The 25,114-nt window shown below is 69.1% G+C and carries 19 protein-coding genes; 6 read left to right on the forward strand and 13 right to left on the reverse strand.

Annotation, left to right across the window (positions count from 1 at the left end; translation table 11 throughout):
• Positions 1-57 precede the first annotated feature (57 nt).
• A complete protein-coding gene (locus WMF24_RS39810) occupies positions 58-927 on the reverse strand; it encodes a formate/nitrite transporter family protein (protein WP_437732684.1) in 870 nt (289 codons plus the stop codon).
• 187 nt (positions 928-1,114) lie between these two features.
• On the reverse strand, positions 1,115-1,429 hold the full coding sequence (locus tag WMF24_RS39815) for a hypothetical protein (RefSeq protein ID WP_437732685.1): 315 nt from the start codon (positions 1,427-1,429) through the stop codon (positions 1,115-1,117).
• 40 nt (positions 1,430-1,469) lie between these two features.
• Between WMF24_RS39815 and WMF24_RS39820 the strand changes: the two genes are divergently transcribed.
• Both WMF24_RS39820 and WMF24_RS39825 read left to right on the forward strand, forming a co-directional pair.
• A complete protein-coding gene (locus WMF24_RS39820; protein WP_437732686.1) occupies positions 1,470-1,898 on the forward strand; it encodes a Rieske 2Fe-2S domain-containing protein in 429 nt (142 codons plus the stop codon).
• Positions 1,891-2,133 (forward strand): hypothetical protein, encoded by a 243-nt coding sequence (locus WMF24_RS39825; protein WP_437732687.1) that lies wholly within the window; start codon positions 1,891-1,893, stop codon positions 2,131-2,133. Before WMF24_RS39820 ends, WMF24_RS39825 begins: the two co-directional genes overlap by 8 nt.
• Before the next feature lie 314 nt (positions 2,134-2,447).
• Here the strand turns inward: WMF24_RS39825 and WMF24_RS39830 are convergent, their stop codons facing one another.
• On the reverse strand, positions 2,448-2,975 hold the full coding sequence (locus tag WMF24_RS39830; protein ID WP_437732688.1) for a hypothetical protein: 528 nt from the start codon (positions 2,973-2,975) through the stop codon (positions 2,448-2,450).
• 3,201 nt (positions 2,976-6,176) lie between these two features.
• On the opposite strand from WMF24_RS39830, the gene WMF24_RS39835 reads away from it, so the two are divergent.
• Positions 6,177-7,145 (forward strand): poly(ethylene terephthalate) hydrolase family protein, encoded by a 969-nt coding sequence (locus WMF24_RS39835; protein ID WP_437732689.1) that lies wholly within the window; start codon positions 6,177-6,179, stop codon positions 7,143-7,145.
• Positions 7,146-7,190: 45 nt separating this feature from the next.
• On the opposite strand, the gene WMF24_RS39840 is transcribed toward WMF24_RS39835, so the two are convergent.
• The 4 genes from WMF24_RS39840 to WMF24_RS39855 form a co-directional block, all read right to left on the reverse strand.
• Complete coding sequence (locus WMF24_RS39840) at positions 7,191-7,571, reverse strand: hypothetical protein (protein WP_020738812.1); 381 nt, start codon at positions 7,569-7,571, stop codon at positions 7,191-7,193.
• Positions 7,572-7,668: 97 nt separating this feature from the next.
• On the reverse strand, positions 7,669-9,222 hold the full coding sequence (locus WMF24_RS39845) for a hypothetical protein (protein WP_437732690.1): 1,554 nt from the start codon (positions 9,220-9,222) through the stop codon (positions 7,669-7,671).
• 37 nt (positions 9,223-9,259) lie between these two features.
• The gene (locus WMF24_RS39850; protein ID WP_437732691.1) at positions 9,260-10,897 is read right to left on the reverse strand and encodes a hypothetical protein; all 1,638 of its coding nucleotides are present in this window, start codon (positions 10,895-10,897) and stop codon (positions 9,260-9,262) included.
• A 20-nt stretch (positions 10,898-10,917) separates the two neighbouring features.
• Positions 10,918-12,021: a hypothetical protein gene (locus WMF24_RS39855; RefSeq protein WP_437732692.1), complete on the reverse strand. Its 1,104-nt coding sequence runs from the start codon at positions 12,019-12,021 to the stop codon at positions 10,918-10,920.
• Between the two features lie 222 nt (positions 12,022-12,243).
• Here WMF24_RS39855 and WMF24_RS39860 point away from each other — a divergent pair, with 222 nt between their 5' ends.
• The gene (locus WMF24_RS39860; RefSeq protein WP_437732693.1) at positions 12,244-13,302 is read left to right on the forward strand and encodes an RNA polymerase sigma factor; all 1,059 of its coding nucleotides are present in this window, start codon (positions 12,244-12,246) and stop codon (positions 13,300-13,302) included.
• Positions 13,303-13,984: 682 nt separating this feature from the next.
• Here WMF24_RS39860 and WMF24_RS39865 read toward each other — a convergent pair.
• The 3 genes from WMF24_RS39865 to WMF24_RS39875 form a co-directional block, all read right to left on the reverse strand.
• The gene (locus WMF24_RS39865) at positions 13,985-14,839 is read right to left on the reverse strand and encodes an ATP-binding protein (RefSeq protein WP_437732694.1); all 855 of its coding nucleotides are present in this window, start codon (positions 14,837-14,839) and stop codon (positions 13,985-13,987) included.
• Complete coding sequence (gene istA / locus WMF24_RS39870; protein ID WP_437732695.1) at positions 14,836-16,323, reverse strand: IS21 family transposase; 1,488 nt, start codon at positions 16,321-16,323, stop codon at positions 14,836-14,838. Before istA ends, WMF24_RS39865 begins: the two co-directional genes overlap by 4 nt.
• 539 nt (positions 16,324-16,862) lie before the next feature.
• On the reverse strand, positions 16,863-18,668 hold the full coding sequence (locus tag WMF24_RS39875; protein ID WP_437732696.1) for a cytochrome-c peroxidase: 1,806 nt from the start codon (positions 18,666-18,668) through the stop codon (positions 16,863-16,865).
• Between the two features lie 749 nt (positions 18,669-19,417).
• Between WMF24_RS39875 and WMF24_RS39880 the strand changes: the two genes are divergently transcribed.
• Positions 19,418-20,785, forward strand: a complete 1,368-nt coding sequence (locus tag WMF24_RS39880; protein ID WP_437732697.1) for a CotH kinase family protein — start codon at positions 19,418-19,420, stop codon at positions 20,783-20,785.
• Positions 20,786-20,831: 46 nt separating this feature from the next.
• Complete coding sequence (locus WMF24_RS39885; protein ID WP_437732698.1) at positions 20,832-21,803, forward strand: hypothetical protein; 972 nt, start codon at positions 20,832-20,834, stop codon at positions 21,801-21,803.
• A gap of 43 nt (positions 21,804-21,846) precedes the next feature.
• On the opposite strand, the gene WMF24_RS39890 is transcribed toward WMF24_RS39885, so the two are convergent.
• From WMF24_RS39890 to WMF24_RS39900, 3 genes are all read right to left on the reverse strand, one after another.
• A complete protein-coding gene (locus tag WMF24_RS39890; RefSeq protein ID WP_437732699.1) occupies positions 21,847-22,281 on the reverse strand; it encodes a transposase in 435 nt (144 codons plus the stop codon).
• Positions 22,282-22,290: 9 nt separating this feature from the next.
• Positions 22,291-22,950: a hypothetical protein gene (locus WMF24_RS39895; RefSeq protein ID WP_437732700.1), complete on the reverse strand. Its 660-nt coding sequence runs from the start codon at positions 22,948-22,950 to the stop codon at positions 22,291-22,293.
• Between the two features lie 322 nt (positions 22,951-23,272).
• The gene (locus tag WMF24_RS39900) at positions 23,273-24,892 is read right to left on the reverse strand and encodes a DUF1552 domain-containing protein (RefSeq protein ID WP_437732701.1); all 1,620 of its coding nucleotides are present in this window, start codon (positions 24,890-24,892) and stop codon (positions 23,273-23,275) included.
• Between the last annotated feature and the right edge of the window lie 222 nt (positions 24,893-25,114).

Raw genomic sequence — 25,114 nt, forward strand, 5'->3', positions numbered from 1 at the left:
CGATGCGCCGGAAACCTGCGCGATTGACGAGGTGCCGGGAGCCGACGTGCGGGCGCGTCAGGCGGCGGAGCTGGTGGAGGCGCGGAGCGGCTCGGCGGGGAGCTCGCGCTCCCTGGCGGCGGGGACGAGCTTGGGGGCGGTCTTGAGGTGGGTGGCGTACAGGGTGAGGCCCGTGAAGGTGATGCCGCCGAGCATGTTGCCGATGACGGTCGGGATCTCGTTCCACACGATGTAGTCCATGACCGAGAAGTTGCCGCCCATGAGCATGGCCGACGGGAACAGGAACATGTTCACCACGGAGTGCTCGAACGTCATCGCGAAGAACAGCATGATGGGCATCCACATCGCCGTCACCTTGCCGCCGACGGTGTTGGAGATCATCGCGCCGACCACGCCGGTCGAGACCATCCAGTTGCAGAGCACGCCGCGCACGAAGAGCGTCAGCATGCCGGCGGCGCCATACTCCTTGTAGCCGAGCGTGCGCGCCTCGCCGATGCCGGAGAGGGCCTTGCCGACGGCGCTCGGCTCCGTGGAGAAGCCGAAGGTGAAGACGATGGCCATCATCACGGCGACGGTGAAGGCGCCGGCGAAGTTGCCCAGGAAGACAAGGCCCCAGTTGCGCAGGACGCCGCCCAGGGTGACGCCCTTGCGGCGATCGATCAGCGCCAGCGGCGACAGCACGAACACCCCCGTGAGCAGATCGAAGCCCAGCAGGTACAGCATGCAGAAGCCGACCGGGAACAGCATCGCGCCGATGATCGGGTAGCCCGTCTGCTGGGTGACCATCACCGCGAAGACGGCGGCGAGCGCGAGCAGCGCGCCGGCCATGTAGGCCCGGATCAACGTGTCCCGGGTCGACATGAGGACCTTGGACTCGCCCGCGTCGACCATCTTTTTGACGAATTCTGCCGGCGCCAGATAGGACATAAGCTTGGCTTTCCTCCGTGAAGACGTGATCGGCGAGAGGGCTCGAGCTTGGCGCGCCCGCCCCTGGCAGGCCGCGCCGCGCTGGCCGGCGCGGCCTGGGCGGCAGCGCGAACGGATCGCCCCGGCGTGTGCCGGAGCGATCGAGCTCCCACGACGTGCCACGGAATGTAAACGAGGCTCCGTTTCGTCATTGTTTCCGTCGACGATCGAACTGCGATTTGTCGAGGAACGCGAGCGCGGCCGTGCGCACCGATAGCTCGTCCTCTGGATCGAGGCGCGCCTCACCGCGGCGCGCGTGCACGCGCAGGCGCTCCTCCATCGCGCGCACCGTCGGCTCGAGCACCCCGTCCAGGGAGCCGGGGCCGGCGACCGCGTCGAAGAGCCCCGCCGCCATCCCGGCCGAGAAGAGCTGCCCGACCCCCGTCGGCACCCACGCCGCCGCGAGGCGCGACCCGAGCCCGATCAGCGACTCCCGCAGGCCGAGATCGCCGGGCTCCGCCACCGTCGCGATGTCATATTCCTGACAACATACGAGGTACCCAATGTTCGAAGGCTTCGCGAACGTCTGGACCCCGGTCGCGCTGGCGGCCGACCTCCGTGCGGACCGTTCCCTCGCCGTGCAGGTGGCCGGCACCCCGCTCGTCCTTCTGCGCGACAGGGACGGCAAACCGTCCGCGCTGCTCGACCGCTGCCCTCACCGCGGCGTCGCCCTCTCGCTCGGCCGCGTGAAGGACGGGTGCCTCGAGTGCGCCTTCCACGGCTGGCAGATCGAGGCGTCCGGCCAGGTCTGCCACGTCCCGTGGAACCCCGACGCGAAGCTCTCGGCCCTCCGCGGCGTCGCCTTCCCGGCGCGCGAGCTCGCCGGCCCAGATCTGGGTCTACACCGCGCCGACCAACCCGCTCAGCGAACTCGGCGAACGTGGTTTCCCCGGAGGCACGGGCGCGCGCTTCGCCCCTGCACAGGTGGTTGATCGCGATCTGGACGTCACGGAGCGCGCTGCCCTCGCGCGCGGCAGCCTGCTCCAGCAGCGGCAGGCCGAGCACGATCTGCCCGGCAGCGAGCAGGTGCCTGCTGAGATCGGCCAACACTTCCAGCCGCGCGTTGGCGTCGTGCTCGGTCCGACACGTCGGCAGGCTGAACGTGCGTCGCCCCGCCTCGCCGAGGCTCAGACGCGCGGTCCACGTGCTCCTGCGCAACCGGACTGACCCGGAGCCGTTGGCGCGCTTGTCGCCTGCCGCTGATGGCGCGGTGCCCTGCGGGCGCTCTGCAGAGCTCGACGCTCCCGGTAAGCTCGCACCGGGCGCGGCTCCCGCCTCCGGCGGCGAGGCGCGCCCACCAGGGCGGCTCGCACGTGCGCGGCGCTCGGTTGATCCGGCTGAAGGAACGGACGAGGTAGCGACTGCCGGCGAGCGCTTGGCGCGCGCCCGCAGCTGCGGTACGTCGGTCATGGGTCGGTCTCCGGGAACGCGGGGGTCGATCAAGGGCCCGTCCGGCGTTGGTAGCGCCGAGCGGGCCCGCTCTACTTCAGCGCCAGCCTAGCACGCCTCGCATCGGCGTGACGGGCGCTCGCTCGGCCGGTGGGCGGCTGCGGAACAGGTTCGAGCCCGGCAGAGGCAAGCACGGCGGCAACCCGAGTGTTCTCATCCGCCTCGGCGGTGCGACGCGAGGCCGGCTCACTGGCCAGCGCCCGCAGGTACGCAACGAACGACTCGCGCTGGACCACGCGCAACTTGCCGAGTTTGGTGATCAGCAGGGGAAAGCCCGGCGCGCGGATCGTGTCGAGGAAGACGCGCGCCGGGATACCGGTGACCGACTCGACGTTCTTCTGCGAGAGCATCTCCGGCTGCGGCGCCGTGATCGTCAGCCGATCCAGCGGGATCGCGAGCGTTGCGGTTGCCGTCGCCGTCACTGGCTGGCCGATCACCTTCGGGCTGGACCATCCGCCGGCGGGCGTCTCCAGGCTCTCTCTGTCGATGGCGAGCGTGCCGTTACCAGCCTGACGAAGAGCAAGCGGTGCCGAACCACGCGCGAGAGCCGCTCGTGTCATACTATACCTCCATTCGTGTTGGGTTCGTGCGCGACCGTGACCGCCGCTTCTGAAAGGAGCACGAAACGGTAATTCCGTGTCGCCGGTGATTCGACATGAATTTCCCGGAGACCTGCCTGGGGAAAACACCCTGTTGCATCGCGGGGTTGGGTGTTCTGGAAAGCCCTGCCGAGGGGCAGAAAATGGGGGCTTGCGAAGGACTCGATTTGGTAATTCGCGCGCTCCGGCGACGCCGCGCGTGGAGCGACGTAGAGCCACCCATCGGGCCTTGTCCACCCCGGGCGGGCGCGACGCCGTCGCAGAGATCGAGGCGGACGTCGGCGAACGTTGCGCCGTCGGCCTCGTCCATCGGGCCGAGCGCGGCGCCGTACCGGCGCCGTGGCAGCACTCCTTGACGCACCTGGAGCTGCACGACGTCGCGCGTGCGCCAGCGTCGCCTGCTCCCTGAATTAGGATCGGCGAGCGGGCGCGATCGGCACGCACGGGAGAGGTACGCGGCGAAAGTCCAACGCGACGCCGCTTCATGTGCTCGACTGGCGCGCTTCCCGGCGGGTAGCTCTGCACCGCAGACTAGCATGCCGATCGCTCGGACGTGGGCTTGAGACCGCGGGCGTCCCGCGCTCTGCCGCCTCCCACGCTGCTCGCAGGCTGCTTGCAAGTCTTCCTCCCCCCTCCATCGGCGGTCCCATTCGCTTCAGCGCCTCCAGGCGCGCAGCCTCCAGCCTCGACCGGCGTGGCGCCGTCGCCCGGCGCTTCTCCACGAGCTCGCCGAGCACCTGCGCCGCGCGCTCCCACTGCTCCGCCGCCCCCGGCGCGTGCGCGATCCTTCGCACGGCGTTCCAGGGCGCTTCAAGCTGATCACACAGGTTGCCGATCTCGGGGTGCAGCCGTGCGATCGCGCGCAGGTGGCACCGGGTCTGCTTGTTCATCTGGAAACACTCTTCCAGGACGTGGCTCGGCGCGCAGACAACTCCGCACGCGAGCTCGTACCAGCGCCGCGAGCTCATGCGTCTACAAAAGCACCGAACCACAAACCTGCCAGGGCGAAGCCTTCATTTTTCCGTTCAACTTCAAAGAGCGTTAAAGCACAGTACAAGAGTCGGCGCCTGGCGAGGGTGACGGCATTAAAGTCTGATGTAACGTGCGACCAAGAGGACGCCGGTTCTCACGTGGCACCGTGACCTGACTGGCATTCGCTGGGGCCCGATCAGGTGACCTCGGTGTGCGGGGTGACCCCTCCGGCGATCCCACCGCCCGGCCGTCGAGCGGGGCCAGCCCTCCCGGCGCCGCGTCCGCCGGCCGCGCGTACCTCCACCTGGACGAGCTCCGCCTGCCGTCAGCCTCCCGTGTGGACGAGCTCCGCGGCCCCGTGCGCCGAGTTCGCGCCCCGCCGCGTGCTCGCGTCCAGGCGCCAGCCCCAGGCCGCCCCGGCGTCCGCCAGGACGAGCTCGCGCAGCGCCGCTCGGGCCGGCCCGCGGTTGTGCCCGGCGCGCGCCGCCCTGTCGCATGCGACAAAACGGAGGTCGGCGGCTCGCCGGAGACGCGCAGCCGACCCCGCGCGAAATTACCAAATCGACCCCTTCGCGCCCCTCCAAAATCGGCCCCTCGGGCGCTCTCTCGAAACGGCCTAACTGCGCGTCATCAGAGCGGGTTCCCCGCCTGACTAGATCCCGGTAACTCGCGACGAGTTACCGGATCGTCAGAATTACCATTTCGGGCCGCCTCACGCGCGCTCGTTCAGGCTCTGTCCCGAACCCGAAACGCCACAACAACGGAGGTTCGGATGTGGCAGGAGTAGCTACCCTCGCGCGGTCGGCGGCTCCAGGCGCGCGGTCGGCGGGCCGCGCTGGCGGGCGACGCTGCTGCACGGGCGGCATCGTGTGCAGCCCCAAGCGTTCGGCAGTCAGCGCGCCGTGACCGCGACCTTCCGACGGCGCGCTCCGACGAGCCGCCCGCGCGCGAATGAGAACCGTCAGGGAGATGGAGGGGGCTGGGGCCCATCCTGATCAACTTGTTTGAGGGGCGCACAAGGAAGCCCCCTCACTGAACTTGGTGAAGTTCGTCCGAGGGGGCTCCCCTCCGGGTTTCAGGCCGGCGCATCAGCTGGAGACGAGCAAGGTTCGAGGGTGAGTATCCATGCTTGTCCTGGCCCAGGCGCAGTCGACCTGAGGTCCCTCGGATAGGCTATGCCCCCTCGGAGTACCGAAAGAAGCCATGGTCAGAAGAGGCCCAGATAGAAGGATGGTTCCCGCTCCGTGCGCGAGAACAACAGGGCTTCGATCTCGTCGAGGATGCCAGCGAAAACACCCCAGAAAGGGAGCTACCGTCATCCTCCGTATTGGCCAGCGGTTCTAACGCCAATCGCGGACGCGTGACCGACCGGGAAGCGCTCAAGGCTCGCCGCGCTTGCCAGCTGAACGCGGGCAAGCCCCGTCTCAAAAGCCAGCCGAACCCGGACAAGCCACGCCGCACGTGCCGACTGGGAGCGGACGCCTCCGTTGAAGAGGACGGTCGGCGATCGGGAGGGATCTGGCTTGACACTACGTTCCATAGAAGGACAAGCAAACGCGTTCCGCAAAGCAAGATTCTCGGAGCCGTTGCTGGCTCGTGCAGTCCGACTGTACGAGTTTGTCGACAGAACGGGCCTTATGCGATCAGACAGGCCTTCCACTCGTGAACCGCCTGCGATTACCGCGACGTCGCACCAAGCGGAAGGCATCCTACCGTATAGCTGTACACTACTGGCACCAAGCGGAAGGCATCCTACCGTATAGCTGTACACTACTGGTCGACCCCATTGGCGTCAACCTCCGGCATGGGAAAGTCGGTCGGCTCGGTCAGGCTCACGAGGTGACGATACTCCCGCCGTCGGGCGCTAGAGCCGTCCGGCCGAAGTCCTCGAGTTTAGCGCGGCTTGAACAATCGCGCGGCAGCGGAATAGGTGGACTTCGTAGCGGAATCGGGTCATGTGTGCGTTCACATCGCAGCCGCCGCACAGCAGCGAGTCGTTCGGATTTTTCCGCTCCGGTAGCAGGTTGGCCTGAGGGCCGTCGCCAAGAAAGCGCGCTCGGAGCTCCGAGGTATCCCATGAGGCAACTAGCTCCTTCTGTTCTCATTCTAGTTCTTGCTTGCTCGAGCGAGTCCGCTCCCGGCGACGGCTACAGCCCAGGGGCGAGCGGTTCGAGCTCGGGTGCCGCGGGCTTGGGCGGAACCGATACCAGCTCTGGCGGCGGCGCTGACCCCGCCGGAGCGGGCGGCACGGGCGAGGCCGCTGGCAACAGCTCGGGTGGTACCACTGCGGGGTCCGCAGGCACCGGCACGAGCTCCGGAGGCAGCGACTCGGGCTCCGGAGGCAGCGACTCGGGCGCGGGCGCGGGCGGTAGCGGCGGCCAGGTCAATCGGCCCGAAGTGGTGCTGGCGGGTGACAATGTGAACGCTAACGGACCGCTCGAGACGACGGTTCAGGACCTCTCGTTCAGCGGCGGTGGCCACATTCTCGTCAGGCCGACGACGCTCACCACCGAGCCCAACAAGAAGCACCCGGTGGCCATTTGGGGTCCGGGCGGAGGTACCCCTCCTCGCGACTACCTACAGCTGCTGACGCGCATGGCCTCGCACGGCTTCGTCCTCGTCGGTATTCGAGAGTCGACGGGCGACGCCGTGCTCATGTCGGCGGCGATCGATTGGCTGGAGGCTCAGGACGCCGATCAGAACAGCCCCATGTACGGCCGCTTGATCCTCGACCGCGTTGGTGTGTTCGGGCACTCGATGGGCGGGCTGTCGTCGGAAGCGGCTGCTCAAACCGATAAGCGCGTCTCCACCGCGTTGCTCAACAACAGCGGCTCCTTCGAGCACAACGCCCTCGTCAATGTCAAGATCCCTGTCGGCATCATCTACGGTGAAACGGGTCAAGAGGCGCCCAACGCCGAGGGTGACTTCAACAACGCCGGCAACAAGGGGCCAGTCTGGCTCGGCAAGATGAAGGGCGGTGGTCACGGCTCGGGGCCTTGGGACGGCGCCGGAGCGAACGTTGCTTGGATGCGTTGGCACCTCGGCGGGGAGAACTCCCGCAAGGACGCGTTCCTCAAAGACGGTGGCGACTACAACAACACGGGCGTGTGGCAGACTCAGTCCAAGAATTGGAACGAGTGGAAGAACTGGAACGAGTGACAGGCGGTACACCGAGCAGACGTTCGTGCTCGGCAGCATCACGTTTCAGGACGGGCTCGTCACATGAGCCCGGCTGGCTGCGTCTGGCGCGCCCTGTTCTTCGAGGATGTCGCAACCTAGCAGGCGATCGAGCGGCACGTAGGTGTCCGGCTTGCCCGCTTCGCCGGCGACTCGCACGCCGACCGTGCTGGGCATGTAGTGGCCTTGTCGCTCGCGACGCCATAGCTTGCGCGCCGGCTTGTAGCTGGAGCTCACCTCCGCGCGCGCGAGCACGCCGTTCCAGTAGACTCGCCGCCGCCGCTCCTCTGGAATGACGCTGCGCGGGAACGCGCTCAGCAGGCTCTCGTCGACGTGCGCCGCTTGAAAGCCATGGGCTCGGCGCCGCGGCCTGGCGTGAGATTCCTGGAGCTCGGCGCGACCGTCCACCTTGCTGACATCAGGCTCACGTGCGCTGTCGCGTGGGCCCGGGCGCGTCGCCGCTAACGCGCTATCGGTACCTGTTCACAGAGCCTCTGCGTCGACCCTATTCAGAGAACCGAAGCGTCTCGACGGCGATGCCGTCCTCCCCCGTGATCACCTCGCCAGTCCATTCCCAGGTCGTGCCACCGGGGCCCGGCAGCCCGATCTCGAAGGTGACGTTCTCCAGCGTGAGCTGGTCCTCGTCGAGGTAGGCGATGCCGATCGAGTCGCCGCCGCGCCCGGGGCCGCCGTAGCCGCCGTCGCCTCCGAGGCCGCCGTTGCCACCCTGGCAGGACCACATGCCGTCCCCCAAAGCGCCTCCTGGAGCGCCTCGGCCGCCTTGGCCGCCTTCCTCCGGCACCCCGCCGTCGCCGCCTGGGCCCCCGTCGCCGATGCTGATGATGCTGTCGCGCACCGTCACCTTGGCGTGGAGCGCCAGGATCCCGATGCTTGGGTAGCCGTTCTCGCCCCCTCGGCCGCCCCGCCCCCCGCAGCCGCCCGCGCCACCGGAGCCGCCGGCGGCGCCCCCCTGGGAGGCCACGCCGCACACCGCCAGCCCACCGCGACGCCCGCCGCCCCCGCCACCGCCCTGGCCCGGCATCCCCCGGGCGCCGTCGCCGGCCCAGTCGGCGTGCCATCCGGTCTCGTCGATCCGCCCGCGGCCCTTGCCCGCTGCGCCGGCGGCGCCCCACATACCGCTTCGCCCGGGGGCGCCGCTGCTGCAACCACCGTCTGCCCGGTTGCCACGCCCTCCTTCCCCACTGTAGTTGGGGTTGGGCTCGGGTACGGGCTCGCCGTCCTCCCCATCTCCAGCGCCGTCGGCGAGCCCGTCGCCTCCCTTGCCGCCGGCGCTCGGGAGCCCTCCCTCGCAGGAGCTCACCGCCCGAGCCCCACCCGGGACCGTCGCCGCGGAGCACGCGTCTCCCCCATACTGGCCGTCCGGCCCCGACGCTGCCCGGCCCGGCCATTTCTCCCCGTCGCGACCGCCCGGTCCCGGGTCGGCTTCGATCGTGCTCCCGATGATCTCCACCGCGGCGCCGGACCGAACGACCATCCCGATATGCCTCGGGCTGCGGATGTACATGTGATCGATGGTCGAGACCCCGTCCGCAGCCCCCGTGTCGCCGGCCCGCGCCGGCTCGATGGTCAGGGGGATGTGCCCGACGGGGCCAACGATCTTGGCCGTGCCGTACACCGGATCTGAAAACTCGGGCGGCCGTTCCCATTCCAAGAAGTTGAAACCTCCATGAAGATCCACCCCGGAGGGCAGCGTGATGGGCTCCACGTAGGCGTTGCGGGTGAGGAACACCCGACCGCGCCCGGTGCGCGCCAGCTCGATGGCGTGCGACAGGGTAGCCACCGGCCTGTCCATCGTGCCGGGGTTCGCGTCGTCACCGCCGAGATCCGCATAGTGGACGAACACGCCGCAGCCGTCCAACGCCCGCCCCACGGCGAGATGCTCCAGGCAGACCGACTCGGGGATCGGATCACCTGCACACGTCGACGGACTGCCGCACGGCGGCGCGCCATCAGGGTCGTTCACCCCCGGCGTCGTGCCGCAACCGGCCGTGGCGAGCGGCAGAAGAGAGACCAAGAGGATCGCGGAACTCAGGCGCATCGGCATCCCTCGCTGGCAGCGTCTCGCGAAGCGCGAGTCAATGGGGCGGCTCGCTTGCCGCACCGAAACGATAGAACTCCCCCCACGGGCCGTTCGCGCCTTTGCCCACCTCGTCGTTCGGGCCGGCGTTCCCCGCGAGGCCGCCTTGGCCGGCGCCTGCGGCAACAATGTTGGTTCCGGGTCGAATGGCGAAGTTGGGCACCACGTAGGCGATGCCGACCGACGCGCCGCCGAGCCCGCCGCCGGCATCACCGCCGCGACCGCCGTTGCCTCCGTTGCCGCCCTTGCACGCGTGCCACATGCCGCCTCCAGCATAACCGAACCCGCCGTGGGCGCCGTAATGCCCAGCACCGCCCGGTTGGCCCGTTCCGCCGACCCCGCCCTGGCCGCCCTTGCCCGTGCGCACGTCGGTGTTCGCGAGGGTGAGGTCCGTGCCCTCCAGCGCGACGATGCCGATGCTCGCGCCGCCATAGCCGCCGCCCCCGCCGCCCTTGCCGCCGCAACCTCCGCTTCCCCCCGAGCCGCCGGCCGCGCCACTCTGGGGGAGGCCTACGGGGCACGCAAACACGGGCCCGCGCGACTTGCTGCCGCCACCGCCGCCGCCGCCGTGGCCGACGCCGCCCTTCTTGCCGTCCTCACCACGAACACCGATCCATCCATCCTCGCTGAGGATGCCTGGGCCAAAGGCGCCACCCGCGCGACCGGCGTCGGCGCCGTCTGCGCCATAGTTCCCGTCCTCGCATCTCATGGCGCCCGCGCCGACCCCTCCGCGGCCATCGCGCTCCGAAGTCTCCGCGGGCGCCGGCTCTCCCGGGGCGCCATCGCCGCCGACGTCGAGGCCGCCGTCACCGCCGTAGCCGCCCGTCGACTCGATGCCGTCGTCGCACACGGTGACCACCGGCAGGGCGCCCACGGCGGCGTCTGCGGTGCAGGCGGATGCGCCATGGTTCCCCTCCACGCCATCCGTCGCCCGCACGTTCGGCGCGTCCTGGCCCGGCTCCCCGTCCCTGCCGTTGCGCGCGATGATCACGCTGTCCTGCACGACCGCCCTGGCCCCCGTGCTCAGAATCACCGCGATCGACGACTTGCCATCGGGCGCCGAGGCGGCCGCCGCGACAACGCGCACGCCGGAGATCAACGACGCCGTGTCGTCGCCCGCGAACGCCATATCCTCCGCCCCGAGGACCCGCAGCGGGATCCCCCCCGGCGGAGCGATGATCGTCGGGTGATCCGGCCCGCCGAATGTCCCCTCATACGACCAATTCCCGCCGTCACACAGACGGCCGCCCCAGAGGTCGACGCCCGAGGGCAGCGTGATCGTCTCCGCGAACTCCCCGCCGCACGCGTACACGCGCCAGGTCGCTGCCTCGCCGTGGGCTCGCCCATGCGCGGCGAGCCCGATCGCGTGTTGCAGGGTCTTCACCGGAGCGTCCTTGGTTCCGGGGTGGTTGTCGTCGCCCTGCTCGCTGACGAACACCCCACATTCATCCAGCGCCGGCGCCGTGCCGGGCTCTCCCTCGCAGAGATCGGGCGGAGGCACCGGATCGGGTTCGCACGCCTCCACCTCCCAGCAAGGGTCGGAGTACGGGCACCCTGTCAGCGTGCTCGCGCCGCACATGAAGATCGCGACGGCGACGACGGACGTCGCCACGCGCCGGCCTTCCTTCGAATGCATCGGCTCGGCCCCCGATGTCCTCACCACAGCCCCTCGACCTTCACGCCGATCTCTCGCTCGGTCGCCACGGGCGAGGCGTGGATCCGATCCTCAGCCGGCGTGAGCCCCAGGAAGGAGAAGTCCGTGAAGAACGACGCGGCGGTCGCTGCCCCGATCACACCGCCGGCGATGAGCATGGCCGTGCCCACGCCCGCGGAGAGGTTGCGCTCGTCTCGGAGGCGGAGCAGGTCAGCGCACGCCGGGCGGTCCGCCGCTTGCCAGCACCTGGACCCGCTCGCCGCCGCACCGCCGTTGAGCCCGTCGCGCCGTTCGCTCAGATCGCCGTCAAGACTGGTGGCCCGGATCATGAGCAGGCTGCCCGCGGACAGGGTGGCCGTCGTGACGGCGATCCCGGCGATTCGCAGTGTCGTCGGCCACGATGCCGGCTGCCCGGGAGCCTGCGGGCGCAGAGCGGGCGATGCGCTCGCGGTTGTCGGTACCGCGGGCGCGCCCTCCTTGGCGCTGCTCACGACCGTGCGCGGCAACTGTATCGTCATGGTCGGCTCCGTCGCCGCCTGCGCGTCCAGCGTCTGGGATCCTTCCTCACGGCCCGGTGCTCGGGCCCGCACCATGTGCTTGCCAGGCTCGAAGAACAGTGTGTAGGTCCGCCTGGGTCGGCCGAGGGGCTTGCCGTCGATGAGCACCTCGGCATCCGGCGGATCTACCGACAGATAGAGCGTCGCGACGAACTGGACGGCCGTGGCCAGTCCGTCCGCGAATCTTTTTTGCTGTTCAGGAGAAAGGGCCTTGCGTCGCTCAAGGCTCCAGGCCAGGTGCTCCGCTGCGTCGCGAAACTTGCGTAACTTGAGCTCGCAGAGGCCCAGCTCTCCAGCGACCTCGGCGGATTCTATCTCTGTAACAGATGTCGAGTCGATCGCCTCGAAAGCCGCCTTGTAGGCGGCGTGTGCCTCGGTCCACTTCCCCGATGCCCGAGCTCGTCGGGCGCGGCGAAGATGGTCCTTTACGATCGAGCCGTCACTTCGTGCGGGGACGGGATTGCGGTCCTCCGCACGAACCGGATGCGTAGTGCCGATCGCGACGCCAAGCATCAGGCATATCCAGAGCGATTGCGCAACGAAACGCATGTAGAGACAGTACTTACGCCAGCCGTGGCGCGTCAACGGCGCTGAAAGTGGCATGACCTGGCCGCTCGGATGAGAAAAACTCCGCCCGAGCAGGTAATGCGGCCATGCTGCACGTGCAGTCGCGCATTCCGAAAACTCACATGTCGCACTTTTTCCTACCAACCCTGGAGCCGCCCTGCATTTTCTTGAAGCCCTGCAGACGGCTCAGGTGTTCTACCGGTGATGGGCGAGCCAGGCAGCACCCCTACCGGCTTCGAGTTCTTCCGGCGCCTCGCGCGGCGTTTCGGGGTCCCTGCGCGGCACGCGGAGGACCTCGCGCAGGACGCATTGCTGCGTGGACTCGAAGCGGATCTGCGGGTCGAGCTCGGGGAGGCACGAGCGTCCTACGGTGCCACCATCGTCCTGAATCAGGCGCGGAACCACGTCCGGAACGAACGCCGTCGGGGGGAGGTCCTGACCTCGTTCGACGACCACGACTTTCGGGCGGAGTGCCCGACTCCGGAAGAGATGCTCCGCAGGCAGCAGCGGGAAGAGCTCATCCGCTACCTGATCAACCAGGTCGACCCCAAGTACCGCGACGTCTTGATCAAGCACGGGATCGAGGAGGTGCCGCTCGTCGAGATCGCCTCCGAGCTGGGGCTCAACCCGAAGACGGTGAGGACACACTACCGCCGAGCGCTCGAGGACCTCGCCGCGGCCGTAGAGCGCTGGAAGGCGCGGCAACGCTCGCGCGGATGGGACGACGCTCCATGCGTCCCGTTCGCCTTCGATCTGCGCGACCGCGAGGGGTGGCTGATCAAGCTAGGCCGCCTGGGCATCAGGATCCTGGTGCAGGGGGCGGTCGTCGTGCTGACCGGCGCCGTCATCGCGACGTTGCCGGACTCGTTCAGCCCGGAGTCGTGGTTGCGGGCGGCGGTGGAGCGCGCTCCTGCGCCCGCACCGGCCGAGGAGGAGATCGCGCAGCCAACGGCCGAGCTCCCGATGCGCGCGGCGGGCGCGACGGCCGGGCAGGAGACCGCGCAGCCGGCGCAGGACCGAGACGCACGAGTGCCTGCTGCGTCAGGCGTGCCGGTTCGTCGTACCTCGCTCCCCGTCCGCGCCGTGGTCCCAGCCGTCACCGAGCGCGAGCAGGGCCTCATCGATGAGGCCCGAAGGGCCATCGAGGCCCATAGCGCAGTCGCAGATGCCGAGGCGCGACGATTGCTCGAGACGCATGCACGGGAGTTCCCGCAAGGGCAGCTCGCTGCGGAGCGTGAAGCGCTCCTGATGCAAATTCGCTGACCCGTCGGCTGTCCAGCGACAGCTAAGCAAGCGGTGTGGACGGCGCTGTCGCCGGGCGGCAGAAGGCCGAGATCCGCCTTGCGCCGGACAGGAATGCTCACGTCGAGGAGGAGAAGCTCATGGAGGACATGCTGGCTGCGATGTGGCTCGTCTCGCCGCTCGGGCTCGCGATGATATCCTGCGTCGCGATCGGTTTCGCGATCACGGCGCGCGAAGCGCTGGGACGCGAACGCGGTCTTCGCGAGGCACGCGAGCACGCGCATGATGACGAGACGTCAGCCCTCACCGATGCGAAGGAGCAGGCAGCGGAGGAGCGGGACCGATACCGGCGCCTTCTGGATTGTCATGTCGACGCCGCGCTCGCAGAGCTGACAGACGCCCGCGCGCGTCCGGTCCCCTGGCCAGGCAGGGTCCTCGAAACGTTCTGCGCGACGATTCCTTCATGGAAGCGAAAACTGGCCGAGAGCACGGGGCTGGAGCCGAGGGAGGTGGAGCGGCTGCTGCGGAGCGACCTGTCGATTACGCCCGGCCTCGCGCGGCAGCTGGAAGCCCTCACGGGCGCGCCGGCGCGGTACTGGGAGCGCCTGTGGCGTTTGCACGACGACTACCGGGCGGACACAGAGGAGACCATGGTGATCCAGCTCGGCGAGCCCGTCACCAAGCGCGAGATGATCGACGTCAACTACTCTTGCCGGTCAGCGACAACTATTTTTGCCGGTTGCAGCCAGGTCCTTCCTCTCGCACTTCCGCTCCGCCCCCCTGGATCCCGCTCGCGTAGTTGTCGGCACCTCCGCCGTAGTTGTCGTCGTGCTCCCCGTCCTGCTTCCGCCGCTTCCCCGCGCGCTCGCTCCTGCCTGTCGATCGCTGCCGCCGTCGCCATCGGCGTCTTGAAGATCCGGTCCCACTCGCTGAAGACCAAGTTGCTCGTGATGATCAAGCTCCGGCGCTCATACCTCTCGGCCATGAGCGTGAAGAGTACCTCTGCCTCCTCCGCCGTCTGCTGCACGTACCCCAGGTCGTCGAGCAGGATGGCGTCGAAGACGTCCAGCGCCCGCAGCGCACGCGGCAAGCTCAGGTCGCGCCGGGCCGCCAGAAGCTGCTGCACCAGCTGGTAGGTTGGCGTGAACAGCACGCTCCGGCCCGCGTCGATGAGCGCGTGGCCGAGCGCGCAGGCCAGATGGCTCTTGCCCACGCCGGGCATGCCGAAGAGCAGCACGTTGCCGGCGTGGTCCACGAAGTCGCCCCGCGACAGCTCCTGCACCCGCAAGAGAGCCGACTGCGGCACGCGCGCCTTATCGAGCGTGTCGAACGTCTTGCCCGGCGGCAGCTTCGAGGCGCGCCGCAGCCGCTCGGTGCGCCGCTCCTTGCGCCCCGCGGCCTCGAGCTCGAGCACCTCGGCGACCACCGCGAGCGCCTCGGCGTGCCCGCCGGCGACCAGCCGCCGCACCAGCTCGCCGGCCGCCGTCGGCAGCTTCCACTCCGACAAGAGCGCCGTGATCCGAGTGCCCATCTCGGGCGTGTACATTGCGGCGCTCATGACGCCTCTCCGGCGGCGAGCAGCGCGTCGTACTGACCGAGGTCGGGCGCCCCGATGCGCAGCTCCGGCACCGCCGGCGTCTCTGGCTGCGCCAGCGCCTTGACCGCAGCGTAGTCGAACGCCTCGCCCCGCTCGAACAGCGCCGAGAGCGCCTGCTCCACCACGCGCTCGCCCGTACTCGCCGCAAGATGCAGCACGCGCACGTACTCCACGTCGGCGCGGTCGCCGCGCCGCTCGCGGAGCGCGTCGTAGGCCTGCCGGAACATCAGCGAGGGGAACAGGTCCTCGCGGTAGCGATACGCCGCGAAGGCGCCCGGCTTGCGCACCAGCGACCAGATCACGTGGCGGTAGTCGATGCGATGGGCGCACTCGCCGCGCAGCCGCGGCATCGTCTCGACCACCTTGCCCGCGTAGCGGACCTCGACGACATCGGCGAACAGCCGCGCCTCGACCTCGTGCCCGATGAGCCGCGAAGGCACCGAGTAGATCCGGCCTGCGACTGGAATGGTGCTCCACTTGCGCACCGTGACGAGCGCGCGTGTGTACTCGGGCAAGCGACACGAGGGCAGTGGCTTGAGCGCGGCGCGCTCCTCGCCAAGGAGGGCCTCGCGCCCCTGATGAAACTTCTCCTCGACGACGCGCCGGACAAATGCCATGTAGGCCTCGACGGTCGGGAAGTCGCGGCTGCCGCGCAACAAGAGCGCCTGCGCGAGCGCGCTCTTGAGCAGGTGATGCGCCTTCTCCACCACGCCATTCTCATGCGACTCGCCGGGCTGGATGCGCGAGGCCTGAAAGCCGTAGTGCTCGGCCACCTCGTTATACCGCCGTGTCAACGTGCGTCCGCCCGTCTTCACCAGCTCGTGGGTAGCCGCCGAGAGGTTGTCCTGACGGATCATGTCGGGCACCCCGCCGAGCGCCCACAGCCCGCCCTGCAGGCCCCTGACGAGCGCCTCGAAGGTCTCGCCGAACGCGAGCTCGACGAAGCGCCAGCCGCTGTAGGCGAGCACGAACTGGAAAAACAGGTGCACGAACAGCTCGCCGGCGATGGTGACACCCAGCTCCGTCGCGTGGGTGAAGTCCATCGACGCCATGCGCCCCGGCACGTGCTCTTGCGGGAAGAACACTTCCTTCGCCGGCCCGTGCTGCGCACGCCACTCGCGTACGCGCCGCTGAAGGGTGCGTAGCTGGCCGGGCTCGAACTCGCCCGGCTTTCTGCGCACCAGGTCCTCGAAAATCGTCTTCGCCTCCAGCTCGCCCTTCTTGTCCGCGACCAGCAGCGGCTCGACCTCCGTCGCCCAGACCTCGGCGAACGGGTCCGGTCGCGTGCGCCATGTCCGCGGCTGCTTCGTCTCCGACGGCAGCGGCCCGCGCTGCCAGGTGCGCGCCGTCCTCTCGCTCATCCCGGCGGCCGCCGCGGCCGTCTCCAACGTCTTGCCTTCCATCCGCTTCTTCCTCAGCACGCGGACCTGCCTGTCGCTGACCATCCGGGCTCCTCGAGCCCCGGCTCCCGGCCGGAGCCCCCAGCTCCGCACCGTCGCACAGGCCGTCCGCACGGCCGCCACCACCGGCAAATCTAGTTGTCGCCAGGCGGCAGAAGTAATTGTCGCTGATCAATGCACGGACGTCGCGACCCTCGACCGCTGGATCGAGAACGTCCTCGGGGCCAAGACCGCCGCCGACGTGCTCTCCTGACGATGGACGGATGCGGCCCGACAAGGCGATGAATCGGACGGTCCTTATCGCCTGATGATCGGCGGGGCGTCGCGCGGGCGCGGGCGAGCTTCGATCCAGCGATTCAGGAGACCGGCGCATCTCCACGGCGACGCTGTCCTCCCCCCGAGATCATCTTGCCCTCGTGGTCCCCGCTGATGCCGCCCTTGCCTGGCGGCCCCAGCGTGAACGTGACGCCCTCGACGGTGAGTCGGTCCTCGTCGCGGCAGGCGATACCGATGAAGTCACCGCCGCGCTCCGGGCCGCCACGACCGTCCTCGCCGCCGTGAGCGGCTGCGCGTCCTCCGTCGCGTCAGAGCGACTCGAGGTACGCCACGAGGTCGTCGAGCTCGGCCGGTGCGAGCGCCGACACGTCGCCATGGCGGTCGCCGCCGCAGGCCGGGTCGAACCGGTCGTGGAGCGTCTTCGCGCAGCCGTCGTGCATGAACGGCGCTCGCGCGGAGAGGCCGAGCAGCGAGGGCACCTGGAGCGCCTCGCCGAACCCGACATCCTCGTTGAGGTTGTTCGTGAGCATCGGTCCTTCGTGGCATGTCGCGCAGCCTACCTGCGGGTCATGGAACAGGGCCTCTCCTCGCCGGACGGCGGCCAGGTCGTCGGGGGGCGAGGCGGGGAGCGCCGGCACGCTGTCGAGGAAGCGCTCGAGTTGCTGGACATTCCAATTGCCGGGCCAATCGCCGCCCATGCGCGAGACGAAGACCTCCTTCATGAGGTGGGTGAGGTCGCTCTGGTCGCCGCTCCAGTGGAAGGGAGCTGTCTTGAGCACGCCGCCCGCGACCGTCTGGGTGCGCCGGAGGCCGAGCTTGTCGAAGCGCCACGTGTGACCGTCCTCGTGCCCTTCCGGATGGCACGAGGCGCACGCGATGCCGCGGGAGCTGAGCGGCGGCTTGTGGAACAGCGCGTGTCCCGGGTCCCTCACGCTGTCGCCGGGGAGGTCGATGCCCACGCGATCGTACGAGTCGACATCGAGCACCTCGATCCTCGCCGACTCGCGGAACTGGACGACCGCACGGCCCCGCGCCGTGAAGGCGACGGCGATCGGCTGGTTCGAGTGCTCCTGCCACCTGTAGCTACCGCACGTGCCCGAGGCGTCCTCGCTCGTGATGGTGTCGAGGTCGATGAACTCGATCGTGTAGCTGCCGGCGCCCACGACCGCGGCGCGCTTTCCGTCGGGCGCGACCGCGATGTCGACCGGGAGCGCGATCTGCCAGAGGGCCGGCGTCGGGAGCTCGGCGCCGTCCCCCGGAGCGGCCGAGGCCGGGGGCAGGACGCTGACGGCGCCGTGCAGGATGCCGCCGTCGCAGGCGGCAGCCTGGTAGTAGCCCGTGGGGGTGAGCACGACGGGCGAGGTCAACGCGCGCTGGTGGACCATCGCCGCGCCGCCGCCGGGGAGGGCGACCATGCGCCATGCGACCGAGGGGCGGTAGTCGGAGGCGACGGCGGCGTGCGCGCTGAACCACGGGAGCGACCGCCGCGAGAGCACCTCTCCGTCCGGGCCGACGACGAGGATCTCCGCGGATCGGAACCGGCTGACGAGCAGGCGATCGCCCTCGACGATCACGTCGCGCAGGTCGGCGTCGAGCCGTAGCTTCCGGAGCGCGGCGCCGCCCTGGGCCGGGAGCGTCACGAGCTCGCCGCCGGCGCAGGCCACATGGATCGCGTCGAGCGACGCGTCGTAAGCGAGGCCGCGCGGCGCGGGGCAGACGGCGCGCCGGTCGAGCACCTCCGCCGTACCGATATCGATCGTCGCGAGCTCGCCTGCGCGGCGCAGGGCGACGTGGACGCGGCCGGCCCCGTCCTCGACGACGCGCCCGGGCTCGTCGCCGCGCGCGAGGGGGATCGCGCGGGGCTCGCCGCCGTCGGTGTCGACAATCCAGACGCCGTCGCGATCGGGGTCGGCCGCCACGGCGGTGTGCCCGTCGCGGGCGATCAGCAGCGTGCCGCCGCTGATGGGCGGCGGGGGCTCGTCGGTCGCGGGGCCCGACGGCAACCGATTCGCGGAGTCGTCGGGGGGAAAGGAGCAGGCCGCGACGCCGGCGGCGATCGCGCTCGAGGCCGCGAGGGCCAGGTGGGTTGTCGTGCGGGAGAGGTTCCGATGCATGAGGCCTCCGGAGGTGGCGGGCTGCTCGGCGAGCGCGAGCAACAGCAAACCCAGAGCGCTGTCGGGGAGTCGACGGCGCGCGGCCGAGCAAGAGCAAGGCGCATGCGCGGGGGCGGGGGCGCGGGGACGCGCGGCGCGCCCGGGAGGCGCGGTGTTCGGGGATGCGGGGAGCGATGGGCGGCGGCAGGGTGGGTGTGGTCGCCTGGCATCACTGTTCTGGCATCAGTGTTACGGACAGCCACGCGGAGGCAGCGCGGAGCGGGAGGGAGCTCCGGCGCGAGGGCGTGCCGTCCCGGCGGCTCGCGGCGCTCCTGCGCGGCGGCGCCCTCGGGGCACGACGGGGCGCACGCCGACGCTCGAGCACAACACCTCGTCGAGACGTTCTGCGAGGACCTCTCCGGCGCCGAGGCGTCATCGGCAGAAATGTACATCATTTCAGTGGGTTCCGACTGACGCTTGGCCGGGTCGTCTTCCGGCGCGGCCCAACGAACCGCCTGTGAAGACGCCAGCGTCCGCCGTCGCGGGCTCGGCGGCGTCGTCCGGGGGCGCCGTCGACCGGCAGGGGTCCGAGACGGCTCACGGATCGTCTCGGTTCGCTCCGGTGAGCCGTCCCGGGGCGGAGGCGGTCCCTTGGGGTGGACCGGGACGCGCCGTCCCCTCCCCTGCCCTGCACCAGCAGCATCCGCGGTGTGACCATGACCGACACCCGCTACCGCAACATCGGGAAGTGTATTCGAAGGAGATATGGAATGGATCGATTCCTTGGCTTCATCATGATGGCGGCGTCGAGCATCGCCATGGTCGGTTGCGGCAGCAGCGGCAGTGATGCCGACAGCGGCGGCAGCGGTGCCGGCACGGGCATCGGTGGCGTTGGCGACAGCGGTGCCGGCAGCGGCGGCAACGGCGCCGGCGCGGGCGATGGCGCCGGCGCGGGCAACGCTTCCGGTACGGGCAACGCTTCCGGCACGGGCGACGCTGCCGGCACAGGCGTCGGTGGCGGCACGGGCATCGGTGGCGGCGGCACATCCTCGCTGGACACGGACACCGGCTGCCCCGGCGTGTTCAACCCCGATCAGGTGCTGGAGTACGCCATCACGATGGCGGCCGACGATTACGCCGCCATCCTCGCCGACACCACGTTCTCGCTCTCCTTCCCCGGGGAATTCAGCTGCAACCGCGGTGCGCCCATGCAGGTCGCCATCGAGCGCAAGCGCTCGGGAGGCGCCACGAAGGTGGGCCTCAAGGTCGAGCTGGATGCGACGGTCGCCGGGCAATCGTTCCACGGCTTGAAGAAGCTGGGGTTCGACAACGGCACGAGCTCCGGCTCCCATCAGGACGATGCCACGCCGCGCGACGTGATCGCGGAGCATCTCGGCTGGCGCTTCATGCGCGCAGCGGGCGTCATGGCCAGCCGCAGCGCGCTGGCCAAGATCAGCATCAACGGCGGCCCGGCGATGGTGTACGTGCATGTCGAACAGATCGACAAACGCTTCCTTCAGGATCGGCTGGGCGAAAACGGCGGCTGGCTCTACAAGAAGTCCGGCGGCGACGGCGACGGCTTGAAGACGCACGAAAACGACGGCGTCGAGAATCCGCACGAGGCCTGGTACTGCTTCCTGCGGAAGGGCGGCTGTGCCAGCCCTGACGACGCCACGCTGGCCGAGCAGCTGCCCACGCGCGTCGACATCCCGCAGATGCATCGCCTGGGCGCCGTCAACGCCATCATCGGCAACACGGACGGCCTGCTCTACAAGGACAACAACTACTACCATTACGATTCCATCGACGGGAAGCGCACCTACTTCCCCTGGGATCTCGACACCACCATGTCGGCTTCGGTGGACATCATCAACGACAGCGTGCCCGGCGGCACCACCGCCTTTACCGACGCGTTCTTCAGCCACTGGGAGGCGGACTACCTCGCCATCGTCCAGCAAATCCTCGACGAGAAGATCACGGCGTCCTTCGTGGAGGCCGAGCTCGACCGCGTCCTCAGCGTCGCCGCTGCGGCCATCGACGCCGACCCCGCCCTCGCCGACGGCGCCGCCGAGGCGGTTTCCACCCTGAGCGCCTGGTGGCAAGAGCGCCTCCCGGAGCTGCAGCAACAACTCAAGTGAGCGCGGGGTCACGCAGCTCTCCACCCCGAAGGAGAAGGAGTACAGCATGGATCTCAGGGCATGGTGCGCGGCGCTCTGCGCAGGGATGATGGGTCTCGCCGGGTGCGGCGGGGACTCGGGGAGCGGCCAGGACATCGGCTCGCCTGACGCCTCGGGCGGCGGGTTCACCGGCGGGGGAGCCCCGGGGCAGGGCGGCGACACCTTCGGCGGGCAGGGAGGCGGCATCCTCGGCGCCGGCGTCGACGGAGCGAACGGCGGGACAGGAAGCCACGGCGAGGGCAGCACGGGTTGCGAGCACATCGACGTCGTGTTCGCGGTCGACAACTCCAGGAGCATGCACGAAGAGAAGGAATCGCTGAGGGAAATCGTGTTCCCGGCCTTCGCGCAGGCGCTGCTCGACATCGAGGGCCTCACGGACTTCCGCGCGGCCGTGCTGGACGCCTGCCCCCTTCCCGCGAATTTCCATCCACGCGGCGCCTCCGCGGAAGACTGCTCGTTCCAGAGCGGAAAGCCGTGGATGGATAGCTCGAGCACAAACATCACGGGCGAGTTCGGGTGCGCCGCAGATATCTACTCGGGCGACGCCCAGTGCAGCGGCGAGGACGACGACGAGCAGCCGGTGTCCGCGATCGCCGCCTCGCTGGAGGCGCCGTTCTCGACCGGCGACAACGCGGGCTTCCTCCGCCAGGACGCATTGCTGGTGGTGGTGGCGATCACCGACGAGGACGAGCAGCCCGTGCCGTCCCAGCCGCCGCAAGCGCTGCACGATCGCATCGTCGCCGCGAAGGGTGACGCCAGGAACGTCGTGTTCCTCGGCATCGGCGGGCGGAGCGCCTGCGAGGGGGCCTACGGGAGCGCGGAGCAGGCCAGCACCCTGCAGGCGATCGCGGACACGTTCACCGCCGACGAGCGCGGCTTCTTCTGGGATCTGTGCGAAGGACGCCTCGAGGACGGCCTCACGAACGCCCTCACCGCGATCCGGGATGCATGCAAGGAGTTCGTGCCGGTCCCGAACTGAAGCGATGCCCACCGGGGAGACGCGCCCTCGACCGAGGTCGAGATCACGGCCAGATTCTGTTGAACCCGTCGGATCCGAAAACCCGCTCGGCGTCGCGGACGGCGAAGGTCCGGTTGATCTTGCGACGAGCCCGGTCCGCGGCTGCGTTCCACTGCCGGACGCGGCGGCGTAGCTCGGCGAGGGCTGGGATGCGGTTGCGACCGAGGCACTCCCTGGACACGAGGCTGGCTTCGATCTCCGCGGCGTTGAGCCAGCTCGCGTGCTCGGGCGTGTGGTGAAACGCGAAGCACGAGGCGCGCGCACGGCCTCGCTCGGTCCCGAAGGTTTTGATGAGCGTGGCCAGGGTGTGCGTATTCAGGTTGTCGAGGACGAGGTGAATGCGGTGCGCCTGCGGGGCGGGACGAGCTCGAATTTCCGTGCGAAGCCATGGCGCTGCCCGGATTGAGCATCCTCGTGTGGCGACGGAGGAGCGGCTCACGGCGAGCGATCAGCCGACGACGAGCTGGTCCTTGTACAGCTGCAGATCCTGTGCCGCGGAGGCCATGCAGTGAAGGTCATCGGCGGATTCGAGGTACTCCAGCATGGTCTTGTGGCCAAGGGTCGTGTTCGCGGTCGTAAGTCTCATCACCATTCTCCAGCGCCGTTGCTGGGCCACTTCCTTGAGCGAGATCACGCAGCTCTGCACGAGCGCCGCCTGGTCAGGGGTAAGCAAGTTCGGAACGGGGTCCGGCAAGCTGTCCAGCATTTTTTGGATCGTATCTTTGATGATCATCGCAACCTTCTTCTTGAGTTGGTTGACACCGACCCGGTTCAATCCAGGCATCGGCAGAACAGTCGCTAGCACGGGCAGACTGGAATGGGTAGCGACGCCCATCGAGTATCTCGATGCCCACGAAAGATCCCAATGACGCTCAAAAATTTGCGGGCTGCCGTTCTCGAGCGAGGCGTCGCCCTCGGCGGCGCGCCGCTCGAAGCAGGCGGCGGGGGTCTCGCGCGCGCGGCGGACGAGGCGGGTCGCCCCGATCCTCGACCACGAGGTGGCCCGTCCTCCGCGGATCCCTGCATCTATCTTACCTGGGCGCCTGGTCGATCCGCGCTCGCGCCTTCGGTGCTGGCGCCAGGCCGAGCAGCCGACCGATCGCCTCATGAACGACCCGGACCGCCTCCTCGTCCCCACGCGCGAGGGCGCGGGTGAGCGTCTCGGCAAGCGAGGCGATCACGGCGCCCCGTGGCGACGGGCCAGCCGGCGCGAGGTCAACAGGTCCGGGGCTCTGCGGTTGGGCCCCCGTTGGGTCCATGGCTTCTGAAGGGGGGCGATCGGTCGTCACGTCTCCCTGAATCCCGGGCAAAGCACCAGATCGCGACGCTTCGCCCCCGCAGATTCGGCGGGACGTTGCGCGGGCGCGGGCGAGCTCCACGCCAGCGATTCAGGAAACCGGAGCGTCCGACAGGCTCGGGAACGAGACCGCTCAGGAGCTCGCCCTGAGCGCGGCGAACTCGCCTGGATCGTGGATGGTGGGGGGATTGGTCCCGCCACCGATGAAGTCTTCCGTCCGGTCGTACATGCCGAAGTGGGTCACCGGCTCCGAACCGCCCCGCGCCGGGAAACCATCCGCGCCTGCCTTGACCCCGAGAGCGTTCATCAAGTTGCAGAAGTACTTGTTGATCGGCGCGTTGGCGAGCGACGGATCGGTCCCCGTCTCCTGGGACATCCCGTCGACCTGGTCCGGCGTGCCGTCGGCACACGAGATCTCGCTGTTGCCGGTCGTGAGATCGGGCGAGCCGTCATCGACGTTCACGGCCCAGCCGGTCTTGAAATAGCCGCCGGCGCTGCCGACCTGGACGATCGGCAGGTTGTTGAGGTTGCGGGCGCAGCCGTCCGACACGTCCTGGAACCAGACGGCCGCGCAGTTGTCGAGGAGCGTCCCGTCGCCCTCGTCGATACCGTTCAGCTGCCCGACGAGGTAGGCGAACTTCCTCGCATAGTAGTCGTCGATCGTGAGGAGCATGTCGATCACACCGGGGACGCAGGCGCCGATCATGCCCGCGCTCTCCAGGCGACTCGAGAGGCCCGCGCTCTCCTGCGTCAGGCCGAGCCCCTTGAAGGTGTAGTTCCCGGGGTACTTCAGGAAGATGACGGGGTTCGCGTTGCACGCCGCCGCAAGCACGGCGAGGCTCGAATAGAGGTCCGCTGCGTCCATGCTGTCCGAGATTGGCTGCGTCAGCTTGTCCGGGAGGCTCGTGGCGCTCACCAGGTCGATGTTTTCTTGCGTCACGCCGAGCGCCGTGGCGAGGGACGTGTCGCACTGCGCGGAAGCCACCACGTTTCCTGTCGAGCTGAGGAGCTCCTTCCAGGCAGCGAGCTTCTGCTTGTCGGCACGGCTCATGTCGAACCGCTCGAGCGTCTGCAGATCATCCTTCACGATGTCGAGGATGCTCTTGCCGCGCATCGCCGCGTAGGTGTCCGGAGACGGCGGCTTCCCCGCCTCGAAGAGGCCCGTGAGGCTGCTGAAGGCCTGCGACGCGTCGAGGCCCCTGAAGAGGGTCTCGGCGGCGGAGTAGGAGATCGCCGACTGAGAGTTATCGTACTGGCCACCCGTGTTCAAGAGCAACGGAGTGCCTTGCGGGCTGAGCTGTCGTGCGATGACGTGGTCCAGCGAGGGACCGGTCGGCATGGCCTTGAACTTCGTCTCCTGGGCGAAGCTGAACGGGTCGTCGCTGTTGGGCGTGACCGGGTGGCACGTGAAGTACGACCCGTTCACCTGCGTGTGGCGATCGTTCCCCTGCCCCCGCGCCAGCGTCGCCGTCCACTCGTTCATCGCCCGGATGCCTCGGGGCATGAGGAGCTTGTCGACGTACGGCGCCAGGTGCTTGAGCGTCGTCGACTGGAGGTCCGCGGCGGTGAGCGGGCCGTGCGACTTCTTCGGGAACCACCGCGTCGTGATGCAGCCATAGTGCGTGTACATCACGATCAACCGCTTCGGCGGCGTGGCCGGCTGAGCCATCACGGTGCGGTCGAAGATCGAGCCGAGGAACGGCGCCGCGACGCACGCTCCGCCCAGCCCCCGGAGGAAAATTCTTCGGTTCATGCGTTTCGACATGGTCGCAATTCCCCTACCTCGATGGACGGTTACGCCCGGCTGCCGCTCGGAACGCCCTCGGATGCCCGGGCTTGCCGCCGCTCCCTCATCCCTGGAATGCCCGCGGGTCCGTGAACGTATTTCTATTTCGCTCGGCCGGGCGTTCGTGGAGCGGAAAGATGCCCCGCCGAGCACGGCTCGACGCGGCAACTCGGCACGCCGCGGCAGTCC

This window comes from Sorangium sp. So ce1335 (genome assembly GCF_051521615.1).
Lineage (GTDB): Bacteria > Myxococcota_A > Polyangia > Polyangiales > Polyangiaceae > Sorangium.

Excerpts from the sequence above, each read along its gene's own strand:
- WMF24_RS39810 (WP_437732684.1), bottom strand. The coding sequence starts at position 927 with ATGTCCTATCTGGCGCCGGCAGAATTCGTCAAAAAGATGGTCGACGCG.
- WMF24_RS39820 (WP_437732686.1), top strand. The coding sequence starts at position 1,470 with ATGTTCGAAGGCTTCGCGAACGTCTGGACCCCGGTCGCGCTGGCGGCC.
- WMF24_RS39830 (WP_437732688.1), bottom strand. The coding sequence starts at position 2,975 with ATGACACGAGCGGCTCTCGCGCGTGGTTCGGCACCGCTTGCTCTTCGT.
- WMF24_RS39845 (WP_437732690.1), bottom strand. The coding sequence starts at position 9,222 with ATGCGCCTGAGTTCCGCGATCCTCTTGGTCTCTCTTCTGCCGCTCGCC.
- WMF24_RS39850 (WP_437732691.1), bottom strand. The coding sequence starts at position 10,897 with ATGCATTCGAAGGAAGGCCGGCGCGTGGCGACGTCCGTCGTCGCCGTC.
- WMF24_RS39855 (WP_437732692.1), bottom strand. The coding sequence starts at position 12,021 with ATGCGTTTCGTTGCGCAATCGCTCTGGATATGCCTGATGCTTGGCGTC.
- WMF24_RS39860 (WP_437732693.1), top strand. The coding sequence starts at position 12,244 with ATGGGCGAGCCAGGCAGCACCCCTACCGGCTTCGAGTTCTTCCGGCGC.
- WMF24_RS39865 (WP_437732694.1), bottom strand. The coding sequence starts at position 14,839 with ATGAGCGCCGCAATGTACACGCCCGAGATGGGCACTCGGATCACGGCG.
- istA (WP_437732695.1), bottom strand. The coding sequence starts at position 16,323 with ATGGTCAGCGACAGGCAGGTCCGCGTGCTGAGGAAGAAGCGGATGGAA.
- WMF24_RS39875 (WP_437732696.1), bottom strand. The coding sequence starts at position 18,668 with ATGCATCGGAACCTCTCCCGCACGACAACCCACCTGGCCCTCGCGGCC.
- WMF24_RS39880 (WP_437732697.1), top strand. The coding sequence starts at position 19,418 with ATGGATCGATTCCTTGGCTTCATCATGATGGCGGCGTCGAGCATCGCC.
- WMF24_RS39885 (WP_437732698.1), top strand. The coding sequence starts at position 20,832 with ATGGATCTCAGGGCATGGTGCGCGGCGCTCTGCGCAGGGATGATGGGT.
- WMF24_RS39895 (WP_437732700.1), bottom strand. The coding sequence starts at position 22,950 with ATGAGGCGATCGGTCGGCTGCTCGGCCTGGCGCCAGCACCGAAGGCGC.
- WMF24_RS39900 (WP_437732701.1), bottom strand. The coding sequence starts at position 24,892 with ATGAACCGAAGAATTTTCCTCCGGGGGCTGGGCGGAGCGTGCGTCGCG.